This window comes from Nonomuraea pusilla, assembly GCF_900109355.1.
Taxonomy (GTDB): domain Bacteria; phylum Actinomycetota; class Actinomycetes; order Streptosporangiales; family Streptosporangiaceae; genus Nonomuraea; species Nonomuraea pusilla.
Genome location: NZ_FOBF01000003.1, coordinates 76,585 through 100,367, shown reverse-complemented (window position 1 = coordinate 100,367; position 23,783 = coordinate 76,585). Strand labels below are relative to the sequence as shown.

Sequence of the window (23,783 nt, the reverse complement as noted above, 5' to 3'; positions counted from 1 at the left end):
GGCCGGATCTCGTCGGGTCAATTCCTGCCCGATATCGGGCAGGATGTTGGCGTGTCTCACGGCCGATGCGTAATGTCCTCCTCTGTGTCCACGCTCCGGCATCCCTTCGAGGACCTCATCGCGCATCTCACCCGGACGAGCCCGCTCGGCCCGGGGGAGGCCGCCCGCGTGGTCGCCGACGTGCTGTCGTACTTCTCCGAGCCGGTCGACGAGTACGTACGGCGGCGGCACGGCGAGATGAAGGCGCGCGGCCTGACGAACGACGAGATCTTCCCCAAGGTCGCCGCGGAGCTCCGCGGCCGCCGGGTGGCGGCACCCGAGCTGTCCCTGCGGCAGCTCCGCAGGATCGTTTACGGATAAGGAGACCTGGATGTGCGGAATCGTGGCCTACGTCGGCCCCCGGGACGCCGCGCCCATCCTGCTGGAGGGCCTGCAGCGGCTGGAGTACCGCGGGTACGACTCGGCCGGGGTCGTCGTGTCCAACAAGGGGCTGAAGGTCCGCAAGGTCAAGGGCAGGGTGGCCGACCTGGCGAAGGTCGTGCCCGCCCGGTTCAAGGGCGGGCTCGGCATCGGCCACACCCGGTGGGCCACGCACGGCGTGCCCAGTGACGAGAACGCGCACCCGCACCTGTCGTCGGACGGGCGCATCGCCGTCGTCCACAACGGCATCATCGAGAACGCCGACGAGCTGCGCGCCAAGCTGGTGGCCGACGGCGTCGAGTTCGCCTCCGAGACCGACACCGAGGTGCTGGCCCACCTGATCGCCCGCGCCGTCGACGAGAACGACACGCTGGAGGAGGCCGTCAGGAAGACGCTGAAGAGCGTGGTCGGCACGTACGGCATCGCGGTGATCGACGCCGAGCGGTCCGGCGAGGTGGTGGTGGCCCGCAACGGCAGCCCGATCGTGCTGGGCATCGGCGAGAAGGAGATGTTCGCCGCCTCCGACGTGGCCGCGCTGGTCCGCTACACCCGCCAGGTCGTGCACCTGGAGGACGGCGAGCTGGCCGTGCTCAAGGCCGACGGCTTCCACACCTTCGCCAGCGACGCCCGCGAGACGGCCAAGGAGCCGCTGACGGTGGACTGGGACGCCGGCCACTACGACACCGGCGGCTACGAGCACTACCTGCTCAAGGAGATCTCCGAGCAGCCCGAGACCATCACCAGGACGATGAGCGGCCGCCTGGACGAGCGCTTCAACGTCGCCCACCTCGGCGGGCTCAACATGGACGCCCGCGAGACCCGCTCGTTCCGGCGCGTCAAGATCATCGGCTGTGGCTCGGCCTACTACTCGGGGCAGATCGGCGCCCAGCTCATCGAGGAGCTGGCGCGCATCCCGTCCGACGCCGAGCCGGCCAGCGAGTTCCGCTACCGCAACCCGGTGGTCGACCCCGACACGCTCTACGTCGCGATCAGCCAGTCCGGGGAGACGTACGACACGCTCGCCGCGGTGCAGGAGCTCAAGCGCAAGGGCGGCCGGGTCATCGGCATCGTCAACGCGGTCGGCAGCGCCATCGCCCGCGAGGTGGACGGCGGCATCTACCTGCACGCGGGCCCCGAGGTCTCGGTGGCCTCGACGAAGGCGTTCACCTCGACCTGCGTGGCGTTCGCGCTGCTCGCGCTGCACCTCGGCCGCGTGCGCGACCTGTCGCCGGCCGACGGCCGCCGGGTCGTCGAGGGCCTGCGCCGGCTGCCGGGACAGGTCGAGGAGATCGTCGCCCAGGGCGACAAGATCGCTCAGCTCGCCCAGAAGTACGCCAAGCACGCGAGCATGATGTTCGTGGGCCGGGTGCGCGGCTACCCGGTGGCCAGGGAGGGCGCGCAGAAGCTCAAGGAGATCTCGTACGTCCACGCCGAGGCGTACCCGGCGAGCGAGCTCAAGCACGGCCCGCTGGCGCTGATCGGCCCCGAGATGCCGACCGTGGCGATCGTCCCGGACGACGAGCTGCTCGACAAGAACCTGACGACGCTCGGCGAGATCCGCGCGCGCGGCGGACAGGTGCTCATGGTCGGTCACCGCGAGCCCGACTCCAAGCTGGCCGACGACGTCATCGTGATCCCGAAGAACGAGATCGAGCTCGACCCGATCCTGCTGACGATCCCCCTCCAGCTGCTGGCCTACCACGCCGCCGTCGCCCTCGGCCGCGACGTGGACAAGCCCAGGAACCTGGCCAAGAGCGTCACCGTGGAGTAGCGCGGCCGGCGGCACGGCTCCCTGCGGAGCCGTGCCGTTCCGTTCTCGCGGGGAAAGGAAAGTCCATCCCTTTCGGCCACAATCAGCAGACGGCCAGTGTTATCCGGGGCAAAAACCACTTACTGTCGGAAGTGTGCGGCCGTTCGACCCCCGAAAGCCCAATCTCGCCCGCATGTACGACTACATGCTGGGCGGGAGTGCGAACTACGCGGTCGACCGCCAGGCCATCGAGCAGCTCGCCGAGCTGATCCCCCAGGCGGTCCCGCTGGCACGCGCCAACCGGGCCTTCATGCAGCGCGCCGTCCGGTACCTGGGCGCGGCGGGGGTGCGCCAGTTCCTCGACCTGGGCAGCGGGCTGCCGACGCAGGGCAGCGTGCACGAGGTCGCCCCGGAGGCCAGGGTCGTCTACGTCGACAACGACCCGGAGGTGGCCGCGCACGCCAGGTCCCTGCTCGCGGGAACGGACCTGGTCGCGTTCGTCGAGGCCGACCTGCTCGACCCGGACGCGGTGCTGGGCCGGGCCGCCGCCCACCTCGACCTGGACGAGCCCGTCGCCGTCCTGCTGATCTCGATGCTGCACTTCGTCCCCGACTCGGCCGGCCCTCAGGGGATGGTGGCGAGCCTGCGCGCGGCGCTCGCGCCCGGCGGCTTCCTCGTGCTCACCCACTCCACCTCGATGGGGCACGGCGGGGCGAGGACGCTGCGCCGGGGCTCGTCGGCGGGCGGGGGAGCCGACAGGAGCGTGGCGGAGATCAGGGCGTTCTTCGGCGACTTCGCGCTGGAGCCGCCGGGCCTGGTGCAGGCGGCCGACTGGCGTCCCGACCGGCCGAAGCTGGTGGTGGACCGGTCGCTGCCGTCGTACCTGATGGCCGGTGTCGGACGAAAGGGCTGACGAGCGGCCACTGCTCGGCGCCGGTGCGAAAAGCCGGACAATAGCCCCGAATTCCTGAAATATCGCACTATGTGCCCTAATGGCGTAGATATACCCCCCCAAGGTGTAACAAGGTGTGAGCCGTAAGTAACCTCAAGTAGTGGGGAGGCGCTACGGTCGGGGGAGGGCGCATGCGGCGGCGGCGGTTCTTCGCGCTGGGGCTCGGAGCGGCGGCCTGCGTGGCGGCGAGCGCGGCCGGATGCGGCGCGGAACAGGCCCCCGGCGCCGGTGCCCGGCCGGGCGGGGCCGCCGCGGGCCGCTTCGTGGTCGCTCCCGCTGGCCGGCGCTGGGACCGGATGTGCGGCGCGTTCGTCCGCGCCGCCCGCGAGAGCGGGTTCCAGGTCGCCGAGGGCACGGGCGGCACGGCCATCACGTTCACCGGCCTGCCCGCGCTCGCCGTGGCCCAGCTGAACGGCACCCGCACGCCGCTGGAGACCGCCACCCCGCTGTCCAGGCTGGCCGCCGAGATCGAGGTCGTGGTCGTCGCGGCCGGCTCGCGGTTCAGGGACTTCGACGACCTCGGGGCCAGGCTGCGCGCCGACCCGGCCGCCACGCTGCTCGCGGGCGGACCTCAGGGCGAGCCGGGCCACCTGCTGTTCGGACTGATCGCCAAGGGGCTCGGAGCCGACACCCGCAAGGTCGACTACACCGGGTACGCGACGGGGGACGAGGTCGTCGCCGCGCTGCTGTCCGGCAGGGCCGCCGCCGCGGCGGGGAGCCTGGCCGACTGGCGGCCCGCCATCGCGTACGGGCGGGTCAGGCCGCTGGCCGTCTCGACCGCCAGCCGCGTCGAGGGACTGGACGTGCCCACCCTCCTGGAGTGCGGCGTGCGCGTGGACTTCGGCGACTGGTGCGCCGCCTTCGGCCCCCAGGGGATGAGCCGCGAGAACCGCGAGACGGCGGTCGCCCTGTTCGACACCGTCACCTCCTCGCGCCGCTGGGAGGCCGCCTGCCGGGCCGGAGGGTGGGAGCCGATCCCGCTCAGCGGCGACGACCTGCGCCGCTGGCTGGCGTCCGAGTCCCAGCGCACCTACGCGATCCTCGGCGATCTCGGCCTCATCGACGCCGCGAAGAACACAACATGCTGGGTCGGTTGCGCGAACGGCCACTAGATGTAGGATCCTCTCCGTCGCTGGTTCGCCCCTCCGGGGGCGGAGCAAAAGGGAACCCGGTGCGAATCCGGGGCTGCCCCGCAGCGGTGAGCGGGAACGACCGCCGTCACGCGCACTGGAGAGATCCGGGAAGCGACGGCCAGTAGGCGCCTCCGGCGTGCCCGCGAGTCCGAAGACCTGCCAGCGACGCCGGGCGCCACCCGCCCGGCCCGACCGTCCAGGCCTCGAGGGAGGGCCGGAGGGCGCGCGGCCGCGTGCCGCCGTGCTTCCGCCTGCCCTCCCGAGGGACGAGCGCAGGAGAGAGAGCACGTGACGCAGATCGTTGAGGTTGACCGCCGCCTGGCCATCGAGGAGGCCGCCGCCCGGGTGATCGCCGACCCGGCCAACTCCCGTGTCGCCGCGCGGCTGCTGGCCGAGGAGATCGCCGACGAGGCGGCCGGCCACGGGGTGCGGTCGTTCTCCGAGTCGATCGCCGCCACCCACGCCGCCGGGCTGGTCCAGGACGGTCTGGCCGCCTTCGTCGCCGCGCACGCCGCCGAGCTGGACGCGCTGGTCGCCGACGAGGCCGACGACCGGTTCGAGTACTTCGGCCTGCGCACCGTCTACGACCGTTACCTGCTGCGCCACCCCGAGACCCGCGCCGTGCTGGAGCGTCCGCAGCACTTCTTCCTGCGCGTGGCCTGCGGCCTGTCCGAGACGGTCGCCGAGGCCGCCGAGCTGTACCGGCTCATGTCCACGCTGTCGTACCTGCCGAGCTCGCCCACCCTGTTCAACGCGGGCGCGCGCCGGCCCCAGCTGTCGTCCTGCTTCCTGCTCGACTCGCCGCGCGACGAGCTGGAGGCCATCTACGACCGGTACGGCCAGGTCGCCCGCCTGTCCAAGTACGCGGGCGGCATCGGCGTCTCCTGGACCAGGGTCCGTTCCCGCGGCTCGCTGATCCGCGGCACCAACGGCCACTCCAACGGCATCGTCCCGTGGCTGCGCACGCTCGACGCGTCGGTCGCCGCCGTCAACCAGGGCGGGCGGCGCAAGGGCGCGGCCTGCGTCTACCTGGAGACCTGGCACGCCGACATCGAGGAGTTCCTGGAGCTGCGCGACAACACCGGCGAGGACGCCCGCCGCACCCACAACCTCAACCTGGCCAACTGGGTGCCCGACGAGTTCATGCGCCGCGTCGAGGCCGACGAGACGTGGTCGCTGTTCGACCCGAAGGAGGTGCCCGACCTGCCCGACCTGTACGGCGACGCCTTCACCCGCGCCTACCGCGCGTACGAGGAGCAGGGGCGCCAGGTGCGTCAGATCCCGGCCAGGACCCTGTACGGCCGCATGATGCGTACGCTCGCCCAGACCGGCAACGGCTGGATGACGTTCAAGGACGCCGCCAACCGGGCCTCCAACCAGACGGCGCGCCCCGAGAACGTCATCCACCTGTCGAACCTCTGCACCGAGATCCTGGAGGTCACCAGCGACGCCGAGACGGCCGTCTGCAACCTGGGCTCGGTCAACCTGGCCGCGCACATCACCGGCGGGCAGGTGGACTGGGAGCGGCTGCGCGCCACCGTGCGCACCGCCGTCCGCTTCCTCGACCGCACGATCGACCTGGGCTTCTACCCGACGCCGGAGGCCGAGGCCGCGAACCGGCGGTGGCGCCCGATCGGGCTCGGCGTGATGGGCCTGGCCGACGTGTTCTTCACGCTCAGGCTGCCGTTCGACAGCCCCGAGGCGCTGGAGCTGTCCACCCGCGTCGCCGAGGAGATCGCACTCGTCGCGTACGACACCTCCGCCGACCTCGCCGCCGAGCGCGGCAGGCACCCGTCGTACGCCGACACCCGCGCCGCGGGCGGCGTGCTGCACCCCGACCACTTCGTGGCGAGCACCCCCCGCTGGGACGCCGTCCGCGAGAAGATCGCCAGGACGGGCCTCCGCAACTCCCTCATGATCGCCATCGCGCCCACCGCGACGATCGCGTCCATCGCGGGCTGTTACGAGTGCATCGAGCCGCAGGTGTCCAACGTGTTCAAGCGCGAGACCCTGTCAGGCGAGTTCCTCCAGGTCAACCGGTACCTGGTGGCCGACCTGCAGGCGCGCGGGCTGTGGACGCAGCCGATGCGCGACGCGATCAAGGTGGCCGACGGCTCCGTCCAGGACGTCCCGGGCATCCCCGACGACCTCAAGCTGCTCTACCGCACCGCCTGGGAGCTGCCGCAGAAGGCGCTCATCGACCTGGCGGCGGCCCGGCAGCCGTACATCGACCAGTCGCAGTCACTCAACCTCTTCATGGCCAGCCCGACCATCGGCAAGCTCTCGTCGATGTACGCCTACGCCTGGAAGAAGGGCCTGAAGACCACGTACTACCTGCGCTCGCGCCCCGCCACGAGGATCGCGCAGACGACGGTGCAGGCCGCTCAGGCCCCGCAGGTCACCGTCAGCGAGGCCGTCGCCTGCTCGCTGGAGAACCCCGAGGTCTGCGAAGCCTGCCAGTAAGCCCCGACATCCCTTCGAGACGGAGATCTCCCGACATCATGCTGCTCGACCCCGGAATGGACCTCACCCTCCGGCCCATGCGCTACCCCGACTTCTACGAGCGGTACCGCGCGGCCATCCGCAACACCTGGACGGTCGAGGAGGTGGACCTCCACTCCGACGTCGCCGACCTGGCGAGGATGACGCCGCAGGAGCGCCACCTCATCAACCGCCTCGTCGCCTTCTTCGCGACCGGCGACTCCATCGTGGCCAACAACCTCGTGCTCAACCTCTACCAGCACGTCAACGCCCCCGAGGCGCGCCTCTACCTGAGCAGGCAGCTGTTCGAGGAGGCCGTGCACGTGCAGTTCTACCTGACGCTGCTCGACACGTACCTGCCGGACCCCGACGAGCGCGCCAAGGCGTTCGACGCGATCGAGCACATCCCGTCGATCAGGGACAAGGCCGAGTTCTGCTTCCGCTGGATCGACTCGATCAACGGCCTGCGGCGCCTGGAGACGGCCGCCCAGCGCAGGCAGTTCCTGCTCAACCTCATCTGCTTCGCCGCCTGCATCGAGGGCCTGTTCTTCTACGGCGCGTTCGCCTACGTGTACTGGTTCCGCTCGCGCGGCCTGCTCGGCGGCCTGGCCACCGGGACGAACTGGGTCTTCCGCGACGAGTCCATGCACATGGACTTCGCCTTCCGCGTCGTCGACACCGTCAGGGCCGAGGAGCCCGAGCTGTTCGACGACGACCTCGGCAAGCAGGTCACCGTCATGATCGAGGAGGCCGTGGCCGCCGAGCTGGCCTTCGCCGCCGACCTGTGCGGCGACGGCATGCCCGGCATGAGCGTGGAACGCATGCGGGAGTACCTGGAGTACGTCGCCGACCAGCGGTTCGTCCGCCTCGGCCTGCCCCCGAGGTACGGCACGGCCAACCCCTTCGCCTTCATGGAGCTGCAGGACGTGCAGGAGCTGGCCAACTTCTTCGAGCGGAGGGTTTCTGCTTACCAGGTGGCCGTTGAGGGAAGCGTGACGTTCGACGAGTCCTTCTGACGCTTCTGGCTGAACTTGGGGGGCATGAGCGTGCAGTCACCCGCGGACTGGCCGGTTCTCGCCATCTCGGTGGCGGGGTCGCTCCTCCTGGTGGAGCTGCTCCGCCGGGTGCTGTCGCGGATCGGGCGCAAGTGGGCGCTTGCCCGGCACCTGGTCGAGCGCTGCACGTGGGCGGCGTTCGCGGTGGCGTTCGTGGTGGCGTTCAACCTGGCGTTCGGGCCGGGCCTCCTCGGGCAGGCGCCGGCCGAGCGCAGCACGGCGAGCACCGTCGAACTGGTGCTCGGCGTGCTCACCATCGGCGCCGTCACCTGGCTGCTCATCCAGGCCACCTACGCGCTGACCGACGTGGTGCTCGACCGGCTCGTCCTCATCGAGGGCGAGCACAACCGCCGGGCGCGGCGCATCATGACGCAGATCGCGCTGGTGCGTCGCGTCGCCGCGGCCGTCGTCATCGTCGTCGCCGTCGGGGCGATGCTGTTCTCGTTCCCGGGGGTGCGGGCGCTCGGCGCGGGCCTGCTCGCCTCCGCCGGCATCGCGGGGGCCGTCGTCGGCATCGCGGCCCAGCCCACCATCGGCAACGTCCTGGCCGGGCTGCAGCTCGCCTTCAGCGACGCGCTGCGACTCGACGACGTCGTCGTGGTCGAGGACGAGTGGGGCAGGATCGAGGAGCTCACGCTCACCTTCGTGGTGCTGCGGCTGTGGGACGAGCGCCGCCTCGTGCTGCCCGTCTCGTACTTCACGCAGACCCCGTTCGAGAACTGGACCAGGCACGGCAGCCGGGTGCTGGCCGTGGTGTTCCTGCGCGTCGACTGGTCGGTGCCGGTACGCGAGCTGCGCGAGGCGCTCTACGACTACCTGCGCCGCAACCCCCTCTGGGACCAGACCGACTGGACGCTCCAGGTCACCGACGTGCTGCCGAACGGGCTGGTGGAGCTGCGCGCCCTGATGAGCGCCGCCGACTCCCCGTCGGCCTGGGACCTCAAGTGCGACGTCAGGGAGTTCCTCGTGGAGTACGTCAGGGTGAACCACCCCGAGTCGCTGCCGAGGTTCCGGGTGGAGACCCCCGAGAGCCGCGCCGCGGCCGCCCGCGAGGCCCCGCGCCCGTAGCCGCGCGGGTCCCCGAGCCCGTAGCCGCGCGCGTCAGCGGCGGGTGAGGCGCCAGGCCGCCACCGCGGCCAGCACGACCGCCCCCGCCCCCACCACCACGAGGTCGGGCAGCGCCTCCTGAGCCCCGGCCGCGACGTCCTGGAGCCGCTCCTCCCACGCGTCGCCCCCGGGCAGGACCAGGGCGCGGGTGCCGTCGGAGACCAGGAAGAGCACGCCGAGCCCGGCGAACACCAGGCCGGACAGCAGCGACGTCGTGTGGAGCCGCAGGCGCCCGACCCGCAGGCCCCGGCCGCGCAGCCACCGCCTGCGGCCCAGGTCCCACCGTTCCCACAGCGCGGCGAGCAGCAGCAGCGGCGCCGCCATGCCGGCGGCGTACACGGCCAGCAGCACCGCGCCGCGCAGGCCGTCACCCGAGGCTGCGGCGACCGTCAGCACCGCGCCGAGCACCGGCCCCGCGCAGAACCCGGCCAGCCCCGACACCGCGCCGAGCAGCAGCACCGCCCCCGCCGAGTCGCCGCGCACCCGCCCCCTCAGCCGCTCCAGCGGGCCGGCCGTCCACCCCTGCCCGGCCGCCTGCAGCAGACCCAGCGCGATCAACGTCCAGCCCGCGACGGTGACGAGCAGGTCCTGGTGGCCGTACAGGAGGCGGGTGGCGAGCGCCGACCCCATGCCGAGCGGCACCAGCACCGCGCACAGCCCGGCGTAGAACAGCAGCGTCCTGCCGAGCAGCGCGCGCCCGCCGGGGAAGGCGTAGGCGAAGAACGCCGGGAGCAGCAGCGCCCCGCACGGGCTGACCAGTGAGAACAGGCCGCCGAGGAACGCGGCGGCGTACCCGGCGCCCGTCACGACCCGCGGCGGGCCTGCTCGATGGCCCGGACGAAGACCTCCAGCGGCTGCGCGCCGAACAGCAGCTTCCCATTGATCAGGAACGCCGGTGTGCCGGGCAGGCCGAGGTCGGCGGCGAAGGCGCCCTCCTGCTGCACCGCCTCGCGCACGGCCTTGTCACGCCGGTCGGCGTCGAACCTGGCCAGGTCGAGCCCCGCCTGCCGGGCCGCCGCGCGCAGGCCGTCCTCGGTGAGGCGCGCCGTGCCGGAGTAGAGCGCGTCGTGGAACTGCCAGAACCTGCCCTGCCTGGACGCCGCCCTGGCCGCGACCGCCGCCTCGACCGAGCGCCTGCCCCGGATCGGGTAGTCGCGCCAGAACACCCTGACGACGCCGGTGTCGAGGTACCTGCGCTCCAGCTCGGGCGCGATGGACCGCGCGTAGCGGCGGCAGTTGGGGCAGTCGAAGTCGCCGAACTCGACGATCGTCACGGGCGCCCGGTCCGAGCCCTTCGACAGCTTCATGTCCACGGGCGGCGGCGTGGGCCCCTCCCACACCGGCGTCCCCGACGGCTGCGGCGACGGCGTCCCGCTCGCCGGGGGGCCGCTCGTGGGCGCGCCCTCCGGTGTGGCGCCGGACGCAGCGACAGGCCGCTCGAGCTGCTCGGGCGCGCCGCCGGAGCCGTCCGGACGGAGCGCGGCGAACCCGAGCACGCCGAGCACCGCCGCACCCGCCAGGGAGCCGGCCAGGACGCGACGCCGTTCGTTCCTCACCCGCCTCATCCTTCCCCATCCGGGATAAATATGTGGCAACGCCTCGCAACCCACGTCTACCGTGGATCTCGTCCAGCAGGGAGAACGCCCGCCGCAGGCGCTCCTCCCTCCCCTTGAGCACTCTGCCGGCGGCCCTGAAGGAAGAGGGCCGCGGGCCGCGGTCTGACCGGCGGGAATGGCGCCCCCCGGCCGGACACAGCCCACGCCCCGGGCGGGCCGACGCCAGCCGCGCCCGGGGCTCGGACCACCCGTCGCGCGTGGCGTTCCCCGGTGATCCGTGGACGGCTACCTAGAGTGACGAAAGTCGCTCACCACGTGATGACAGGGGGAATCATGAAGGTCAAGCTCATGGCGGGAGGCGTCCTCGCCGCCGCGGCCCTCGCGGGCCCGGCGCAGCCGGCGAACGCCGAGGTCGTTCCGGTGCACCGCACCGCCGTCCACTGCGCCGACGGCGTCACCCAGGTCCGGTTCGGCCCGTGGAGCGTGACCTCGGTGAGGGGCCTCGACGACTGCTACCGGCTCGGCGCCTACGGCTGGGACCTGGAGGCGCCCGGCCACTGGCCGATGCCCGGCGTCTACCACGACGCGCCGTCCTTCGGCTGGGTGTCGGTGGGCTAGGCGCCCGGCGGACTCGTCTCCACGCCGCCGCGACCCCGTCGTGGCGGCGTCCGCGTGCCCGGGCTCAGCGGTCGACGATCTCGTTCTTGCCGATCACCACGACCCCGCCCCTCGTCAGGGCGAAGCGGGTGCGGTCGTACTCGGGGTCGAAGCCGATGCGCGCGCCGTCGGGGATCACCACGTTCTTGTCGATGATCGCCCGGCGCACGATCGCGCCCCGGCCCACCTTGACGTTCTCCATGAGCACGGAGTCCTCCACCAGCGAGTGCGAGTGGAGCACCACCTTGGGCGACAGGATCGACCTGACCGCCGTGCCGCCCGAGACGATCACGCCGGGCGACACCAGCGAGTCGATCGCGCGCCCCACCCTGTCGCCGTCGTTGTGCACGAACTTGGCGGGCGGCAGCGGGTCGTGCCCGGTGAAGATCGGCCACTTGTCGTTGTAGAGGTTGAAGACCGGGTGCGCCGAGATGAGGTCCATGTGGGCCTCGTAGTACGCGTCGAGCGTCCCGACGTCGCGCCAGTAGCCGCGGTCGCGCTCGCTCGAACCGGGCACCTCGTTGTTGGCGAAGTCGTAGACGTCGGCCCCGCCGGACTTGACGAGCATCGGGATGATGTTGCCGCCCAGGTCGTGCTTGCTCGACGGATCGAGGGCGTCCTCGCGCAGCGCGTCGATCATCGACTGGGTCTTGAACACGTAGTTGCCCATCGAGGCGAACACCTCGTCGGGCGAGTCGGCCAGGCCCACGGCGTCCTTCGGCTTCTCCCTGAACGCGACGATCCTGCGGCCCTCGGGGTCGGTCTCGATCACGCCGAACTGGTCGGCCAGCGACAGCGGCTGCCTGATCGCGGCCACGGTGACGTCCGCGCCGGACTCCTCGTGCTGCTCGACCATCTGGCGGGGGTCCATGCGGTAGATGTGGTCCGCGCCGAACACGATGACGTGCTCGGGCATCTCGTCGTAGATCAGGTTCAGGTTCTGGAAGAGGGCGTCGGCCGAGCCTGAGAACCAGCGCGGCCCCAGCCGCTGCTGCGCCGGGACCGGCGTGACGTAGTTGCCCAGCATCGCGGACAGCCGCCAGGTGCGGGAGACGTGCCGGTCGAGACTGTGGTTCTTGTACTGGGTCAGCACGACGATCTTGAGGAAACCGCCGTTCGCCAGGTTCGACAGGACGAAGTCGATCAGCCGGTACATCCCCCCGAACGGCACCGCGGGTTTGGCCCGATCCGCCGTCAGCGGCATGAGCCTCTTGCCCTCTCCACCTGCCAGTACGACCGCAAGCACCCTCCGGGACCTCATGCCCAGACGCTACCCTCAAATGGCGGATCTATCGACGAATCCACGCAGGCACTGTCCCGATCTCGTGAAGTTTGTACAGAAATCTCACGAACCGCAGTCGGTGGCCTTGGGCTTGTCGGTGTGTCTCCTATGAAGCGGTTGATCGTATGGTCGTGTCATGCGCGTTGATCTGCTCAGCCGGGAGTACCCACCAGAGGTGTACGGCGGCGCCGGGGTGCACATGGAGTACCTGTCCAGGGAGCTGCGGGAACTGGCCGACGTCCGGGTGCGCTGCTTCGGCGCCGACCGGCAGGAGCCCGGCGTCTCCGCCTACCGGGTGCCCGGCGGGCTGGAGCGCGCCAACGCCGCCCTCCAGGTGCTCGGCGTGGACCTGGAGATGGCCGCCGCGTGCGATGGCGCCGACGTCGTCCACTCGCATACCTGGTACGCCAACTTTGCCGGGCATGTCGCCAAGCTGCTCCACGGCGTGCCGCACGTCGTCACCACCCACAGCCTCGAACCGCTCAGGCCGTGGAAGGCCGAGCAGCTCGGCGGCGGCTACGCCGTCTCCTCCTGGGCCGAACGCACCGCCCTGACCGCGGCCGACGCGGTGATCGCGGTGTCCGAGGGAATGCGGCGCGACGTCCTGACCGCCTACCCCGAGATCCGGCCAGAACGGGTCACCGTCATCCACAACGGCATCGACACCGCCGAGTACGCCCCCGACCGGGGCACCGACGTGCTGAAGAAGCACGGCGTCGATCCCGGCAGGCCGTACGTGATCTTCGTGGGGCGCATCACCCGGCAGAAGGGCCTCGTCCACCTCCTGCACGCCGCCCGCTCCTTCGACCGGGAGGCCCAGCTCGTCCTGTGCGCGGGCGCGCCCGACACCCCGGAGATCGCCGCCGAGGTGACCGCCCTCGTCCGGGGGCTCGACAGGGACGGCGTCCTCTGGATCTCCGAGATGCTGCCCAAGCCCGAGGTCATCCAGCTGCTCACCCACGCGTCCGTGTTCGTCTGCCCCTCCGTGTACGAGCCCATGGGCATCGTGAACCTGGAGGCCATGGCCTGCGAGACGGCCGTCGTCGCCACGGCCACGGGCGGCATCCCCGAAGTGGTGGCCGACGGGGAGACCGGCCTGCTCGTCCCCGTCGACCAGGGGCCCGACGGCACGCCGCACGACCCTGAGCGGTTCGCGTCCGACCTGGCCGAGCGCGTCAACGCGCTGCTGCGCGACCCCGCGCGCGCCAAGGCCATGGGGCGCGCCGGGCGCGTCAGGGCGGTGGAGCACTTCTCCTGGGAACGCATCGCCCGCCGCACCCTGGACCTGTACGCCACGCTGACGTGACCGATCGGCATGGCGGCCCGGCCCGGGACGCCCGATCAGCCCGGACGGCCCCCGGGGTGCGCACGGCGGTCGTGGGGGAGGTCGAGCAGGCAGCCGCAGGCGCCGGGCGGCGCCGGCAGCCCGAGCAGCACGCGGACCTGCGCCGCCAGCACGGCGGACCCGCCCCGCGACGGGCCGGTCGAGCCGGCGGAACGGGCGGCGGCGGGGACACGGAGAAGCCTGGTCAGGCGGGAGAACGGCATGACTCCAGGCTTCCGGTGCGGAGCGCGTCACGTCCAACACCGAAAACAGGGTGATTGACAGCACTTCTGTGGTTAATGTGGCGCTCCGATGGACGTGCATCCCCGCCTGCTCAGGGTGTTCGTCGCCGTGGCCGAGGAACTCCACGTCGGCCGGGCGGCGTCCCGGCTCTACCTGGCGCAGCAGGCGCTCAGCCGCGACCTGCGCCGCCTGGAGGACCAGCTCGGCGTGACGCTGTTCGCCCGCTCGACCCGCCGCGTCGAGCTGACCGACGCCGGGTCGCGGCTGCTGCCCGCCGCCCGGCGCGCGCTCGCCGCGCACGACGAGCTCGTCTCCGAGGTGCTCGGCGCGCGCAGGCCGCTGCTCGTGGACGTCACCATGCAGGGCCACGACGTGCCCGAGCCGCTGACCAGGGCCAGAGAGCTGGCACCGGACGCCGAGCTGCTCGCCCGCTTCCACGGCGGCCTGTCCGCCGGGGCCGCCGCCATGCTGGAGGGACGGCTGGACGTGTCGTTCGGCCGGTTCGCCGGCCTGCCCGAGGCGGTGCGGGCGCGCCTGGCCCAGGTGCCGGTGCGGCTGTACCGGCTCGCGGTGCTGCTGCCCGACGACCACCCGCTGGCCGATCTGGACCCGGTGCCGCTGAGCGAGCTCGCCCGCTTCCCGCTGGACGCGATGGGCGGCAACCCCGCCACCGCCGAGTGGACCGACCTCGGCCACCGCCTGGCCGAGGCGTTCGGGCTCACGATCGCCCGCCCGCACGCCACACCCGTCGGCCCCGAGGAGATGGGCCTGTACCTGCGGCGGCACCGCGAGCCCGTGCTGGCCAGCGCCGGGCTCGGCGGCATCCCGGGGGCCGTCACGCGCGCGCTGTCCGACCCGGTGCCGCTCGGGCTGAAGAGCATGGTCCACCCGCGGGGGCTGCGCCACCCCGGGCTCGCCGCGCTGCACGCGGCCGTACGCGAGATCGGCGCGGCCCGGGGCTGGCTGTGCCGGCCGCCGGGCTCCTGGCTCCCCGAGCCCGACGAAGCCTTCCTGCCCGACGAAGCCTCCCTGCCCGGCCGTCCCTGATCCGGCCGCTCCTGACCCGGCCGTCCTCCAGGCGGGATGGCGTGATGCGGGCGGGCCGCCGCGGCGGTCGCGCGGCGGCCCGCCCGCGGGTCCGTGCCGCCGGGGACGGGATCCGGGTCAGCGTTGCGGATCGAGGACGACGACCGGGATCTGCCGGTCCGTCTTCGTCTGGTACTCGTCGTAGTCCGGCCAGGTCCGCGTCATCAGCCCCCACAGCTCCGGCTTCTCCTCGTCGGTGGCCGTACGGGCGCGGGCCCTGAACCGCTCGCCCTTCACCTGCACCTCCACCTGCGGATCGGCCTGGAGGTTCTTGTACCACTGCGGATGGTCGGGGTCGCCGCCCTTGGAGGCGACCACCACGCAGGCGTCGCCGTGCCGCTGGTAGATCAGCGGCGTCGTGTACGGCTGTCCGGTCCTTCGACCCTTGGTCGTCAGGAGCAGGACGGTCGTGCCGTTCCAGTCGTGTCCCTCGGCGCCGTCGGTTTCCTGGTAGCGCCGCACGTGTTCCTTACCGTAGAGCATGGTCTCGGATGTACCCCGGTCGCGCGGCGCCTCACCGGGGGCCGCCCGTCTCCAGCACGGAGTGCCGCCGGCTGTAGAAGAAGTAGATGAGCAGGCCGAGCGCGAACCACACGGCGAAGCGGAGCCAGGTCAGCGGCGACAGGAAGGTGATCAGCCAGAGGGAGAAGAGCACGCCGATGGCCGGCACGAATGGCATGCCCGGCGTGCGGAAGCCGCGCGGCAGGTCGGGCTGCCGGTAGCGGAGCACGATCACCGCCACGCAGACGACCACGAACGCCAGCAGGATGCCGATGTTGGTCAGCTCCGCCGCCTCGCGGATCGGCAGGAACCCGGCGATCAGCGCGGACGCCGTCCCGACGATCCAGGTGACGCGTGACGGCACCCGGCGCACCGGGTGCAGCTTGGCGAACCAGCCGGGCAGCAGCCCGTCGCGGCTCATCGCGAACCACACGCGGGTCACGCCGAGCATGAACGTGAACATCACGGTGAGGATGCCGATGATCGCGCCGACGGCGATCACCCCGGCCAGCCCCGACAGCCCCACCGAGGCGAACGCCGTCGAGAAGCCGCTCTCCGGGTCGATGCGGGTGTAGTGCTGCATCCCGGTCAGCACCAGCGTGGCCAGCACGTAAAGGACCATCGAGATGGCCAGGGAGTACAGGATCGCCTTGGGCATGTGCCGACGCGCGTCGCGCGACTCCTCGGCCGCCGTGCTCATGGCGTCGTACCCGAAGACGGCGAAGAAGACGGTGGCCGCGCCGGTCACCGCGCCGCCGAAGCCGAAGGGGAAGAACGGCGTGTAGTTGGCGGGCCTGATGAAGAAGAAGCCGACCACGATGACCACCAGCACGACCGCGACCTTCAGGCCCACGACGAACGTCTCGAACCTGGCGGCGGTCTTGATGCCCTGGTTGAGCAGGAAGGCGATCAGCAGGCACAGGACGGCGGCGAACAGGTCCACGACGTGGCCGGGGCCGGTGCCCGGCGCGCCGAGCATCCAGGCGGGGAGCGTGAACCCGAGGTCCTCGACGAGGAAGCCGAAGTAGCCGGAGATGCCGATGGCGACGACGGCGACGATGGCGGTGTACTCCAGCAGGAGGTCCCATCCGATGAACCAGCCCACGATCTCGCCCAGCACCGCGTAGCCGTAGGTGTAGGCCGACCCGGCCTTCGGGATCATCCCGGCGAACTCGGCGTACGAGAAGGCCGCGGCGGCGCTGGCGATGCCCGCGATGACGAACGAGAGGACGACCGCCGGGCCGGCCGTCTGGTTGGCGACGGCCCCGGCCAGGGCGAAAATGCCGGCGCCGATGATGCCGCCGATGCCGATGGCGGTGAGCTGCCACAGCCCCAGCGACCGCTCCAGCTCGCCCTCGTGCTCGCTCGCGATCTGATCGACCGGCTTGCGCCGGAAGATGCCACCAGAAGTCGCCACGACGTCCCCCTTGACCGATTTCGGCTCCCTAGGGGCGATCCTTTCCGCAGGCGCCCTTCCTAAGCACCGCGCGCGCCTGCCGCGGCGGGAGAGGGAGGGCGGCGGGGTCAGAGGTAGGGGGTCGCGGCGCCGACCAGGGCAGGGGCGGCGCCGTAGGTGCCGATGGGGAGCGCGGTGTCGGGGGTGCGCTCGCGGACGTCGCGGTCGCGGATGGCGAACACCGCGGGAGCGGCGCCGATGTCGCCGTAGCGCTCGGTGACGGCGTGGCCGATGGCGGCGCGGGCGTCGCCCACCACCTCGCGCACGGTGTGGCCGGGGCCGGAGGCGGCCAGGTGGCCGAGCATCCCGGCGAAGCGCAGCTCCGCCTCGGACACGGGACGCCGGCTCGCCGGCACGGGACTGTCGAGCCAGAACACGCGGCCCGCCAGGAACCCCTCGTAGCCGGGGCCGGCCTGCCCGAGCTCGCGGGCCGCCTCGGCGAGCAGCGCGCCGAACTCCGCCAGGTCCGCCCCTGGCGGGAGGTCGGTGGTGACGAACAGGGGCACGATCAGCGCGTCGAGCATGTCTCCATCCCTCCGTGAGAGGGCTCATGGTAGAGGCGGGCACCGACAATCCCGCGCCGCTTTCCCATGACTTGCCGAGGGCGGGAACGCTTCGCCGGCCTCAGCGCTCCGTCCACTCGTCCTCCAGGGCGGAGTGGACGATCGAGCCGCGCCATCCGTCGGGCGTGCGGAGGTGGTGCCTGACGCGTCCCTCCTCCACCATGCCCGCGGTGAGCATCGCGAGCTGGGCGGGCAGGTTGGCGGGGGAGCGGGCGCCCCAGAGGCGGTGCAGGCCGAGCTGCTTGAACCCGAACGACAGCAGCAGCCGGACGAGGTCGGTGCCGACGCCGCGGCCCCACTGGTCGGGGTGGAGGCCGAAACCGATCTCGGCGCTGTGCGGGTGCTCAGCCTCGATGTGCAGCCGGGCGACGCCGACGACGTGGTGGCGTTCCGAGTCGACGACCGCGAGGACGTACAGCAGGCGGGGTTCGGCGGCGGCGGCATCGACGGCCTCCTCGACGAGGCGGGAGACCTCGTCGAGGGTGAGAGGACGGAAGGGCATGTGCTGCGTCGCCCGGGGATCGCCGTAGACCGCGTGCAGCGCCGCGACGTCGGCCGGCGTGACGTCACGCAGGCTCAGCCGCGCTCCATGGCACACGACACGGCGCATGGGCCGACGGTAACGCGGCGGCCGCGATCTTCACAAGGTCGTCAGGAGGCGAGCTGACTGCCGTAAGCTCGCGCGACGAGTTCGGCGACGGCGCTGTGGGCGCCGAGCGGAGCCGAGTGCCCGGCGTCGACGGACGCCGCGGCCTCCTCGATGAGGGACGGCGGGGCCTCGTGGCCGATGACGCAGGGGGCGATGGCCAGGCGCTCCGCTCCCGCCCCGCGCAGCCGCTCGGCGGCCACCCGCACGCCGGGCTCGCTGTCGAGCGAGGCGGCGACGACGGGGAGCGTGAGCCGGGAGGCGAGCAGCACGGCGGTGGCCTGCACGGCGTGCACCGCCCGCTCGCCGCCGGCGGTGCCGAGGATGACGGCGTCGACGGGGCTGGAGACGTTCAGCAGTCTGACTCTGTCGGCCCTGGCCAGGCCGCGCTCGGCGAGCCTGATGTGCAGGGCCTCGGCCAGCAGCGGGTGGGGCCCGAGCGCCTCGGTGACGGCGGCGGGCGCGCCGGCGGCCGCCACGACCTTGCCGATCTCGGCCATGACGGCCGGGTCCTCCCAGGTGAGCAGCGGCACGACGACCGCCTCCCGGTCGGCGGGCAGCGAGTCGGCCAGGTCGCTGACGCTGGTCAGGCGCACCTCGATCTGCGGGTTGTCCAGCCGCACCACCGCCGCGACCTCTTCGGCCACGCCGGCGGTCTCGCCGGGGGTGGCGAGCACGAGGATGGGGGCGTCCGGCGGCAGGGACGTGGGCACGGGACGGCGGTGGCGGCCGCCGCCCGGCCGGGGGGAACGTTCGCGTACAGGCAGGCTCACAGGCGCGCAGTTTATGCCTATTCGGGGTGGCCTGTTCCCTGAATCGATGGCGATTCCGTCACAACCGGCCAGTGTGACCGAGATCACTTTGTGATGGGGCTCATGTTGACTTGCCCTGGTAAAGCGGAAACCCTGAAGCAACTAGAAACGCGTTCTAGAGCGACCGCCACAGACCCCTCCTCGGAGGACGGGAATGAAGCCGTTCTATGTCCGCGAACTGCACGTCTACCCTGTCGGGAACGCCCGCGTCCGGCTCCTCGCGATCGCCGTCCTGGCCAGCCTCGTCGCCAACTTCGAGACCACCCTCGCCACGATCCTCCCGCTGCTGATGCGGGACCTCGGCATGTCGCTCACGGTCTACGGGCAGCTCGCCGCGCTGTCCGTGCTGGTGGGCGGGCTGTCGGCCGGGTTCGGCGGCATCCTGTGCGACCGCTGGGGACGCGTCGCGATCCTCGTGCCCACCCTCACCGTGACGGCCGCCTGCAACTTCCTGCTCGCCACCGTCGAGACCGTGACGGGGCTGTTCGTGGTGCGCTGCCTCATGCTGTTCATCGAGGGGGCCGCGATCACCATCACCGCGTCACTCGTCAGGGACTTCTCGCCCAGGATGGGACGCGCCCAGGCGTTCGGGTTCTGGACCTGGGGCCCGGTCGGGGCGTCCTTCCTCGCCTCCGCCATCGCCGGGTTCACGCTGCCGCTGTTCGGCGACGCCTGGCAGTCCCAGGCGATCATCATGGGCGTCGTCTCGCTCGTGCTGTGCGTGCTCATCGTCTGGCAGATCGCCGAGCCGTCCGCCGCGTTGCGGGCCAGGGTGCTCGACTCCGAGCAGGCCGTCAGCGCCGAGGAACAGGCCGGCAAGGCCAGGCTGAAAGAGCTGCTGCGCCACCCCCACCTGTGGGTGCACGTCCTCGGCAACACCGGCTGGCAGGTGCTCTACTGGACGCTCGCCATCTTCGGCCAGACCATCCTCACCGAGGCCTTCGGTCTGGGCACGGCCGAGGCCAACCGCGTCGTCGCCCTCGGCATCCTGCTCAACGCCGTGACCGTCGTCGTCGTGGGCCGCGTCTCCGACCGGCTGCGGCTGCGCAAGCCGTTCACCGCCGCGGGCACCGTCCTGACGGTCGCCGCCCTCGCCTACTTCGTGACCCTCATGGGGTCGGCCGCCTCGTCCGGCCACGTCACCGCCGCCTACGCGGCGCTGTTCCTGTTCATGGGCGTCGCGTACGTCCCCTGGATGGCGAACTTCTCCGAGAACGCCGAGGACGTGGAGGCCCGCCTGCAGGGCGCCGCGCTCGGCCTGTGGGGCATGGTCGTCCGCGTGATGATCGTGGTGCTGCTGGTCGTCTCGCCACTCGTCGTCAAGACGGGCGGATGGGGCGCCTGGCTGCTCGTCGCCCTCGCCGGGCAGGTCGTGTTCCTCGTGTCGATGGCCGCCTTCAAGGGGCCCTGGCGGTCGGCGGGGAAGTCGCCCGCCGGGGCGGCCACGGCATAGGGCCCCGCGGGCGGCGGCCGCCGCCCTGCCTTCCCTCCCGCCCCCGGCCGGTGCGGGCATCAGGCGAAGGGGCCGACCTGGCGCGGCAGGTTCGGCTGCGTACGCTCCCAGTCGGCCGTGATGTCCACGTCGCGGGTCTCCGGCGCCATCAGCACGCCCACGGTCGTGACGGCCAGGGCGGCGACCACGTACAGCGAGACGGCGAGCGTGGTGCCGTACAGGTCGAACAGCTTGAGCGCGATGACCGGCGCGAGCGCCCCGCCGACGATGCCCGCCACCTGGTAGCCCATCGACGCGCCGCTGTAGCGCAGCCGGGTGGTGAACAGTTCGGCGATGAACGCGGCCTGCGGGCCGTACATGGCGGCGTGGGTGACGAGCGCGACGAGGGCGGCCAGCGCGATCAGCGGGAACGAGCGGGTGTCGAGCAGCGGGAAGAACGCGAACACCCACAGGGCGGCGGCGAGCACGCCGCCGAGGTACACGGGCCGCCGTCCGACCCTGTCGGAGAGCGCGCCGAACAGCGGGATGAGGACGAGTTCCAGCGCCGAGCCGATGAGCACGGCGTTCAGCGCGACCGAACGCTCCAGCTTCAGCGGCCCGGTGATGTAGACGATGATGTACGCGGTGAAGACGTAGAACGCGACGTCCACCCCGATGCGCGCGGTGAACGCCGACAGCAGCGCCCGCGGGTGGGTGCGCAGCACCTCCAGCAGCGGCATCCTGGCCTTCGCTCCGCGCTCCTCCACCCGGGCGAACAGCGGCGACTCGCTGACCGTGAGACGCACCCAGAGGCCGACGAGCACGAGGCCGCCCGACAGCAGGAACGGCACCCGCCATCCCCACGACAGGAACGCCGCGTCGGACAGCGTGAACGACATGATCGTGAGCAGGCCGGTGGCCAGCACGTACCCGGCGGGCACGCCGACCTGCGGCCAGCTCGCGTTGAGACCGCGCCGCCGGTTCCCGCCGTGCTCCAGCGACATGATCACCGCGCCGCCCCACTCGCCGCCGAGCCCGAGGCCCTGGGCGAACCTGAGCAGCGCCAGCAGGATCGGCGCGGCCACGCCGACGGAGCCGTAGCCGGGCAGCACGCCGATGAGGAACGTGGAGACGCCCATCAGCAGCAGCGTCACGACGAGCACGGTCTTGCGGCCCGTCCGGTCGCCGAAGTGGCCGAAGACGACGCCGCCGAGCGGGCGGGCGACGAACGCGACGGCGTTGGTGGTGAGGGCCGCCAGCGTCGCGTTGAGCGGGTCGAGCGTCGGGAAGAACAGCTTGCCGAAGACCAGCGTGGCCGCCGTCGTGTAGAGGAAGAAGTCGTACCACTCCAGCGACGTGCCGATCAGGCCGGCGAGGATCACCCGCCGGGTCTGGTGCGTGGAGCCTGCCATCCGTTGCTCCTCGTGTCTAGGGGGATACATCTCAACGTAAGGATCGTTCAACAATTCGACAAGTGATTTGCACCATGATTCCCTGGCACCTGTGAACCCCGCCGTCGCCGACCTCGCCAGGGACCGGTCCAGGCTCGGCCGCAGCAGCACCGCCGAGCGGGTCGCCGACATCCTGCGCGACCGCATCAGCGAAGGCTTCTTCCGGCCCGGCCAGCGCCTGTCCGAGGAGTCGATCTCCGAGGCGCTCGGGGTCTCGCGCAACACCCTGCGCGAGGCGTTCCGGCTGCTCGGGCACGAGCGGCTGCTCGACCACCGGCTCAACAGGGGCGTGTTCGTCCGCCTGCCGTCGGCCGAGGACGTCGCCGACCTCTACCGCGTGCGGCGCGTGCTCGAAGGCGCCGCCGTGCGCCGCACCCCCACGCCGCGGCAGCTCGCCGTCATCAAGGAGGCCGTGCTCGACGCGGAACGCGCCGCCGCCCTCGACGACTGGCAGGGCGTCGGCACCGCCAACATCCGCTTCCACCAGGCGATCGCCACGCTCAACGGCAGCCCCAGGCTCGACGAGGCCGTACGCCAGCTCCTCGCCGAGCTGCGCCTCGTCTTCCACGTCATGGAGAACCCGCGCGCCTTCCACGAGCCCTTCGTCGAGCGCAACCGCGCCCTGCTCGCCCTCATCGAGTCCGGACGCCCCGACGAGGCTGCCACCTACCTCGACGACTACCTCGACCACGCCGAGCACCTGCTGATCCGCGCCTACGAGCCGAACCCCTGACGCGGGTGCCCGGCCGCCGGGAAGTGTGGCCGAGCTGTGACCAACCGCCCACCCCACGTCCCTGTCTAACGGGGGTGAGCGAAAGGAACACACCATGAGGCACCCCTCGGCGACCGTCGCGCTGCTCGCGGCGGCGGTCATCGGCGGCGCGGGGCTCGCGCCCGCCGCCGCGCACGCCCGGTCAGCCCACGCGACGGACTCGACGGACTCGACGCGGTCGGCGCACCTCCGGTCGGCGACACCGCAGGCCCGCGCCGCCTGGGTCAGGTCCTGCGCCGGCGAGGACGACTCCACCCGCCCCTGCGGGCACTGGCGGCTCATCCTGCGCGACGGCGGCGCCAAGGTCGTCCGCGACGCCGCGATCGGCAGGATCGACCGCAAGGGAAACGAGATCCACGACACCGCCGCCTTCGCCATCAGCGCCGACGGCCGCGTCATCGCCTACGAGCGGGCGGGCGACCACCGCCTGGTCGTGCGCGGGACCGCCGGCGGACCCGCCAGGGTGCTGCCCGCTGCACTCACCGCGAAGGGCACCGACCCGCTGACCCTCCGCCTGTCACCCACCGGCGACCGGCTGCTGGTCGACTACGACGACGCCCCAGGACGCCGGCACGACCTCGTCGTCACCCTCGCCACCGGCGCGACGGCGAAACTGCCCGCCGCCGAGCAGCCGCTCGGCTTCAGCGGCGACGGCGGCGAGGTGATCAGCACCCGTTACACCGCCGACAACACCACCGTCGTGTACGCCCACACCCTGGGCGGCGCGACGGTCAGGCGGACGCCGCCCCAGGCCGTCGCGGGCGCCGTCGCCCTGGCGCTGAACCCCGACGGGCACACCGTCGCCGTGTTCACCCCGGGCGACGACAGCCCGCGCCGGCCGCCGCGGGTGCGGGTGTACGACCTGGAGAGCGGGGAGCTGACCGCGGGGGCGGACCTCCCGCTCAAGGCCGAGGAGGCGCCCTACACCGCCCGCTGGGCCGCCGACGGCACGCTCACCGCCGTCGTCCAGACCGGCGAGGACGGGGATCGGGCGGTGGTACGGGAGCTCACCGTCGACCCCGAGACCGGCGCGACGCGCCAGACCGACAGGTACACGATCAGCGGGACCAGGTACGCCAACGTGGTGGCGGGGGAGTGAAGGCC

At 72.1% G+C, this 23,783-nt stretch carries 23 protein-coding genes and 1 riboswitch; of the genes, 13 read left to right on the top strand and 10 right to left on the bottom strand.

From position 1 onward, the window contains the following. Positions 1–84 precede the first annotated feature (84 nt). The 7 genes from BMX74_RS06465 to BMX74_RS06435 all read left to right on the top strand — a co-directional run bounded on the left by BMX74_RS06465 (position 85) and on the right by BMX74_RS06435 (position 8,859). Positions 85–360 carry a hypothetical protein gene (locus BMX74_RS06465; RefSeq protein ID WP_236714923.1) on the top strand — a complete coding sequence of 92 codons (276 nt, stop codon included), beginning with the start codon at positions 85–87 and terminating at the stop codon, positions 358–360. 10 nt (positions 361–370) lie between these two features. After that, on the top strand, positions 371–2,191 hold the full coding sequence (gene glmS / locus BMX74_RS06460) for a glutamine--fructose-6-phosphate transaminase (isomerizing) (protein ID WP_055505671.1): 1,821 nt from the start codon (positions 371–373) through the stop codon (positions 2,189–2,191). 133 nt (positions 2,192–2,324) lie between these two features. Then, positions 2,325–3,083, top strand: coding sequence for an SAM-dependent methyltransferase (locus BMX74_RS06455; protein WP_269085616.1), 759 nt, complete (start codon positions 2,325–2,327; stop codon positions 3,081–3,083). A 170-nt stretch (positions 3,084–3,253) separates the two neighbouring features. Then, positions 3,254–4,234 (top strand): Bug family tripartite tricarboxylate transporter substrate binding protein, encoded by a 981-nt coding sequence (locus tag BMX74_RS06450; RefSeq protein WP_055505669.1) that lies wholly within the window; start codon positions 3,254–3,256, stop codon positions 4,232–4,234. Positions 4,235–4,238: 4 nt separating this feature from the next. After that, a riboswitch (cobalamin riboswitch) is annotated at positions 4,239–4,433 on the top strand. 110 nt (positions 4,434–4,543) lie between these two features. After that, positions 4,544–6,718 (top strand): ribonucleoside-diphosphate reductase subunit alpha, encoded by a 2,175-nt coding sequence (locus tag BMX74_RS06445; protein WP_091099028.1) that lies wholly within the window; start codon positions 4,544–4,546, stop codon positions 6,716–6,718. Between the two features lie 38 nt (positions 6,719–6,756). Continuing rightward, positions 6,757–7,752: a ribonucleotide-diphosphate reductase subunit beta gene (locus BMX74_RS06440; protein WP_055505667.1), complete on the top strand. Its 996-nt coding sequence runs from the start codon at positions 6,757–6,759 to the stop codon at positions 7,750–7,752. A 24-nt stretch (positions 7,753–7,776) separates the two neighbouring features. After that, positions 7,777–8,859, top strand: coding sequence for a mechanosensitive ion channel family protein (locus tag BMX74_RS06435; RefSeq protein WP_091099026.1), 1,083 nt, complete (start codon positions 7,777–7,779; stop codon positions 8,857–8,859). A 33-nt stretch (positions 8,860–8,892) separates the two neighbouring features. On the opposite strand, the gene BMX74_RS06430 is transcribed toward BMX74_RS06435, so the two are convergent. After that, on the bottom strand, positions 8,893–9,705 hold the full coding sequence (locus BMX74_RS06430; RefSeq protein WP_055505665.1) for a cytochrome c biogenesis CcdA family protein: 813 nt from the start codon (positions 9,703–9,705) through the stop codon (positions 8,893–8,895). Continuing rightward, positions 9,702–10,454: a thioredoxin domain-containing protein gene (locus BMX74_RS06425; protein WP_055505664.1), complete on the bottom strand. Its 753-nt coding sequence runs from the start codon at positions 10,452–10,454 to the stop codon at positions 9,702–9,704. Before BMX74_RS06425 ends, BMX74_RS06430 begins: the two co-directional genes overlap by 4 nt. 333 nt (positions 10,455–10,787) lie before the next feature. Here BMX74_RS06425 and BMX74_RS06420 point away from each other — a divergent pair, with 333 nt between their 5' ends. Continuing rightward, the gene (locus tag BMX74_RS06420) at positions 10,788–11,072 is read left to right on the top strand and encodes a hypothetical protein (RefSeq protein WP_055505663.1); all 285 of its coding nucleotides are present in this window, start codon (positions 10,788–10,790) and stop codon (positions 11,070–11,072) included. Between the two features lie 64 nt (positions 11,073–11,136). On the opposite strand, the gene glgC is transcribed toward BMX74_RS06420, so the two are convergent. After that, the gene (gene glgC, locus BMX74_RS06415; protein WP_055505662.1) at positions 11,137–12,372 is read right to left on the bottom strand and encodes a glucose-1-phosphate adenylyltransferase; all 1,236 of its coding nucleotides are present in this window, start codon (positions 12,370–12,372) and stop codon (positions 11,137–11,139) included. Positions 12,373–12,529: 157 nt separating this feature from the next. On the opposite strand from glgC, the gene glgA reads away from it, so the two are divergent. Continuing rightward, positions 12,530–13,699 carry a glycogen synthase gene (glgA, locus tag BMX74_RS06410; RefSeq protein ID WP_091099024.1) on the top strand — a complete coding sequence of 390 codons (1,170 nt, stop codon included), beginning with the start codon at positions 12,530–12,532 and terminating at the stop codon, positions 13,697–13,699. 35 nt (positions 13,700–13,734) lie between these two features. Here the strand turns inward: glgA and BMX74_RS06405 are convergent, their stop codons facing one another. Next, complete coding sequence (locus tag BMX74_RS06405; protein ID WP_091099021.1) at positions 13,735–13,941, bottom strand: hypothetical protein; 207 nt, start codon at positions 13,939–13,941, stop codon at positions 13,735–13,737. Between the two features lie 88 nt (positions 13,942–14,029). Between BMX74_RS06405 and BMX74_RS06400 the strand changes: the two genes are divergently transcribed. After that, positions 14,030–15,007 carry a LysR family transcriptional regulator gene (locus tag BMX74_RS06400; RefSeq protein WP_055505659.1) on the top strand — a complete coding sequence of 326 codons (978 nt, stop codon included), beginning with the start codon at positions 14,030–14,032 and terminating at the stop codon, positions 15,005–15,007. A gap of 117 nt (positions 15,008–15,124) precedes the next feature. Here BMX74_RS06400 and BMX74_RS06395 read toward each other — a convergent pair whose 3' ends face one another. The 5 genes from BMX74_RS06395 to BMX74_RS06375 form a co-directional block, all read right to left on the bottom strand. Further along, the gene (locus tag BMX74_RS06395; protein WP_055505658.1) at positions 15,125–15,529 is read right to left on the bottom strand and encodes a nitroreductase family deazaflavin-dependent oxidoreductase; all 405 of its coding nucleotides are present in this window, start codon (positions 15,527–15,529) and stop codon (positions 15,125–15,127) included. Positions 15,530–15,560: 31 nt separating this feature from the next. Next, positions 15,561–16,964, bottom strand: coding sequence for an amino acid permease (locus BMX74_RS06390; protein ID WP_055505657.1), 1,404 nt, complete (start codon positions 16,962–16,964; stop codon positions 15,561–15,563). Positions 16,965–17,071: 107 nt separating this feature from the next. Continuing rightward, on the bottom strand, positions 17,072–17,527 hold the full coding sequence (locus BMX74_RS06385; protein ID WP_055505656.1) for a hypothetical protein: 456 nt from the start codon (positions 17,525–17,527) through the stop codon (positions 17,072–17,074). A 100-nt stretch (positions 17,528–17,627) separates the two neighbouring features. Next, entirely contained in the window at positions 17,628–18,176 is a 549-nt protein-coding gene (locus BMX74_RS06380; protein WP_091099018.1) for a GNAT family N-acetyltransferase, read from the bottom strand. A 41-nt stretch (positions 18,177–18,217) separates the two neighbouring features. Continuing rightward, positions 18,218–18,985, bottom strand: coding sequence for a sirohydrochlorin chelatase (locus tag BMX74_RS06375; RefSeq protein ID WP_236714922.1), 768 nt, complete (start codon positions 18,983–18,985; stop codon positions 18,218–18,220). 193 nt (positions 18,986–19,178) lie between these two features. Between BMX74_RS06375 and BMX74_RS06370 the strand changes: the two genes are divergently transcribed. Next, positions 19,179–20,477 carry an MFS transporter gene (locus BMX74_RS06370; protein WP_091099016.1) on the top strand — a complete coding sequence of 433 codons (1,299 nt, stop codon included), beginning with the start codon at positions 19,179–19,181 and terminating at the stop codon, positions 20,475–20,477. 59 nt (positions 20,478–20,536) lie between these two features. Here BMX74_RS06370 and BMX74_RS06365 read toward each other — a convergent pair whose 3' ends face one another. Continuing rightward, positions 20,537–21,868 carry an MFS transporter gene (locus BMX74_RS06365; RefSeq protein ID WP_177227260.1) on the bottom strand — a complete coding sequence of 444 codons (1,332 nt, stop codon included), beginning with the start codon at positions 21,866–21,868 and terminating at the stop codon, positions 20,537–20,539. A gap of 91 nt (positions 21,869–21,959) precedes the next feature. Between BMX74_RS06365 and BMX74_RS06360 the strand changes: the two genes are divergently transcribed. Then, positions 21,960–22,640, top strand: coding sequence for a GntR family transcriptional regulator (locus tag BMX74_RS06360; RefSeq protein WP_091099014.1), 681 nt, complete (start codon positions 21,960–21,962; stop codon positions 22,638–22,640). A gap of 94 nt (positions 22,641–22,734) precedes the next feature. Then, positions 22,735–23,778, top strand: a complete 1,044-nt coding sequence (locus tag BMX74_RS06355; RefSeq protein ID WP_091099011.1) for a TolB-like translocation protein — start codon at positions 22,735–22,737, stop codon at positions 23,776–23,778. Positions 23,779–23,783 lie beyond the last annotated feature (5 nt).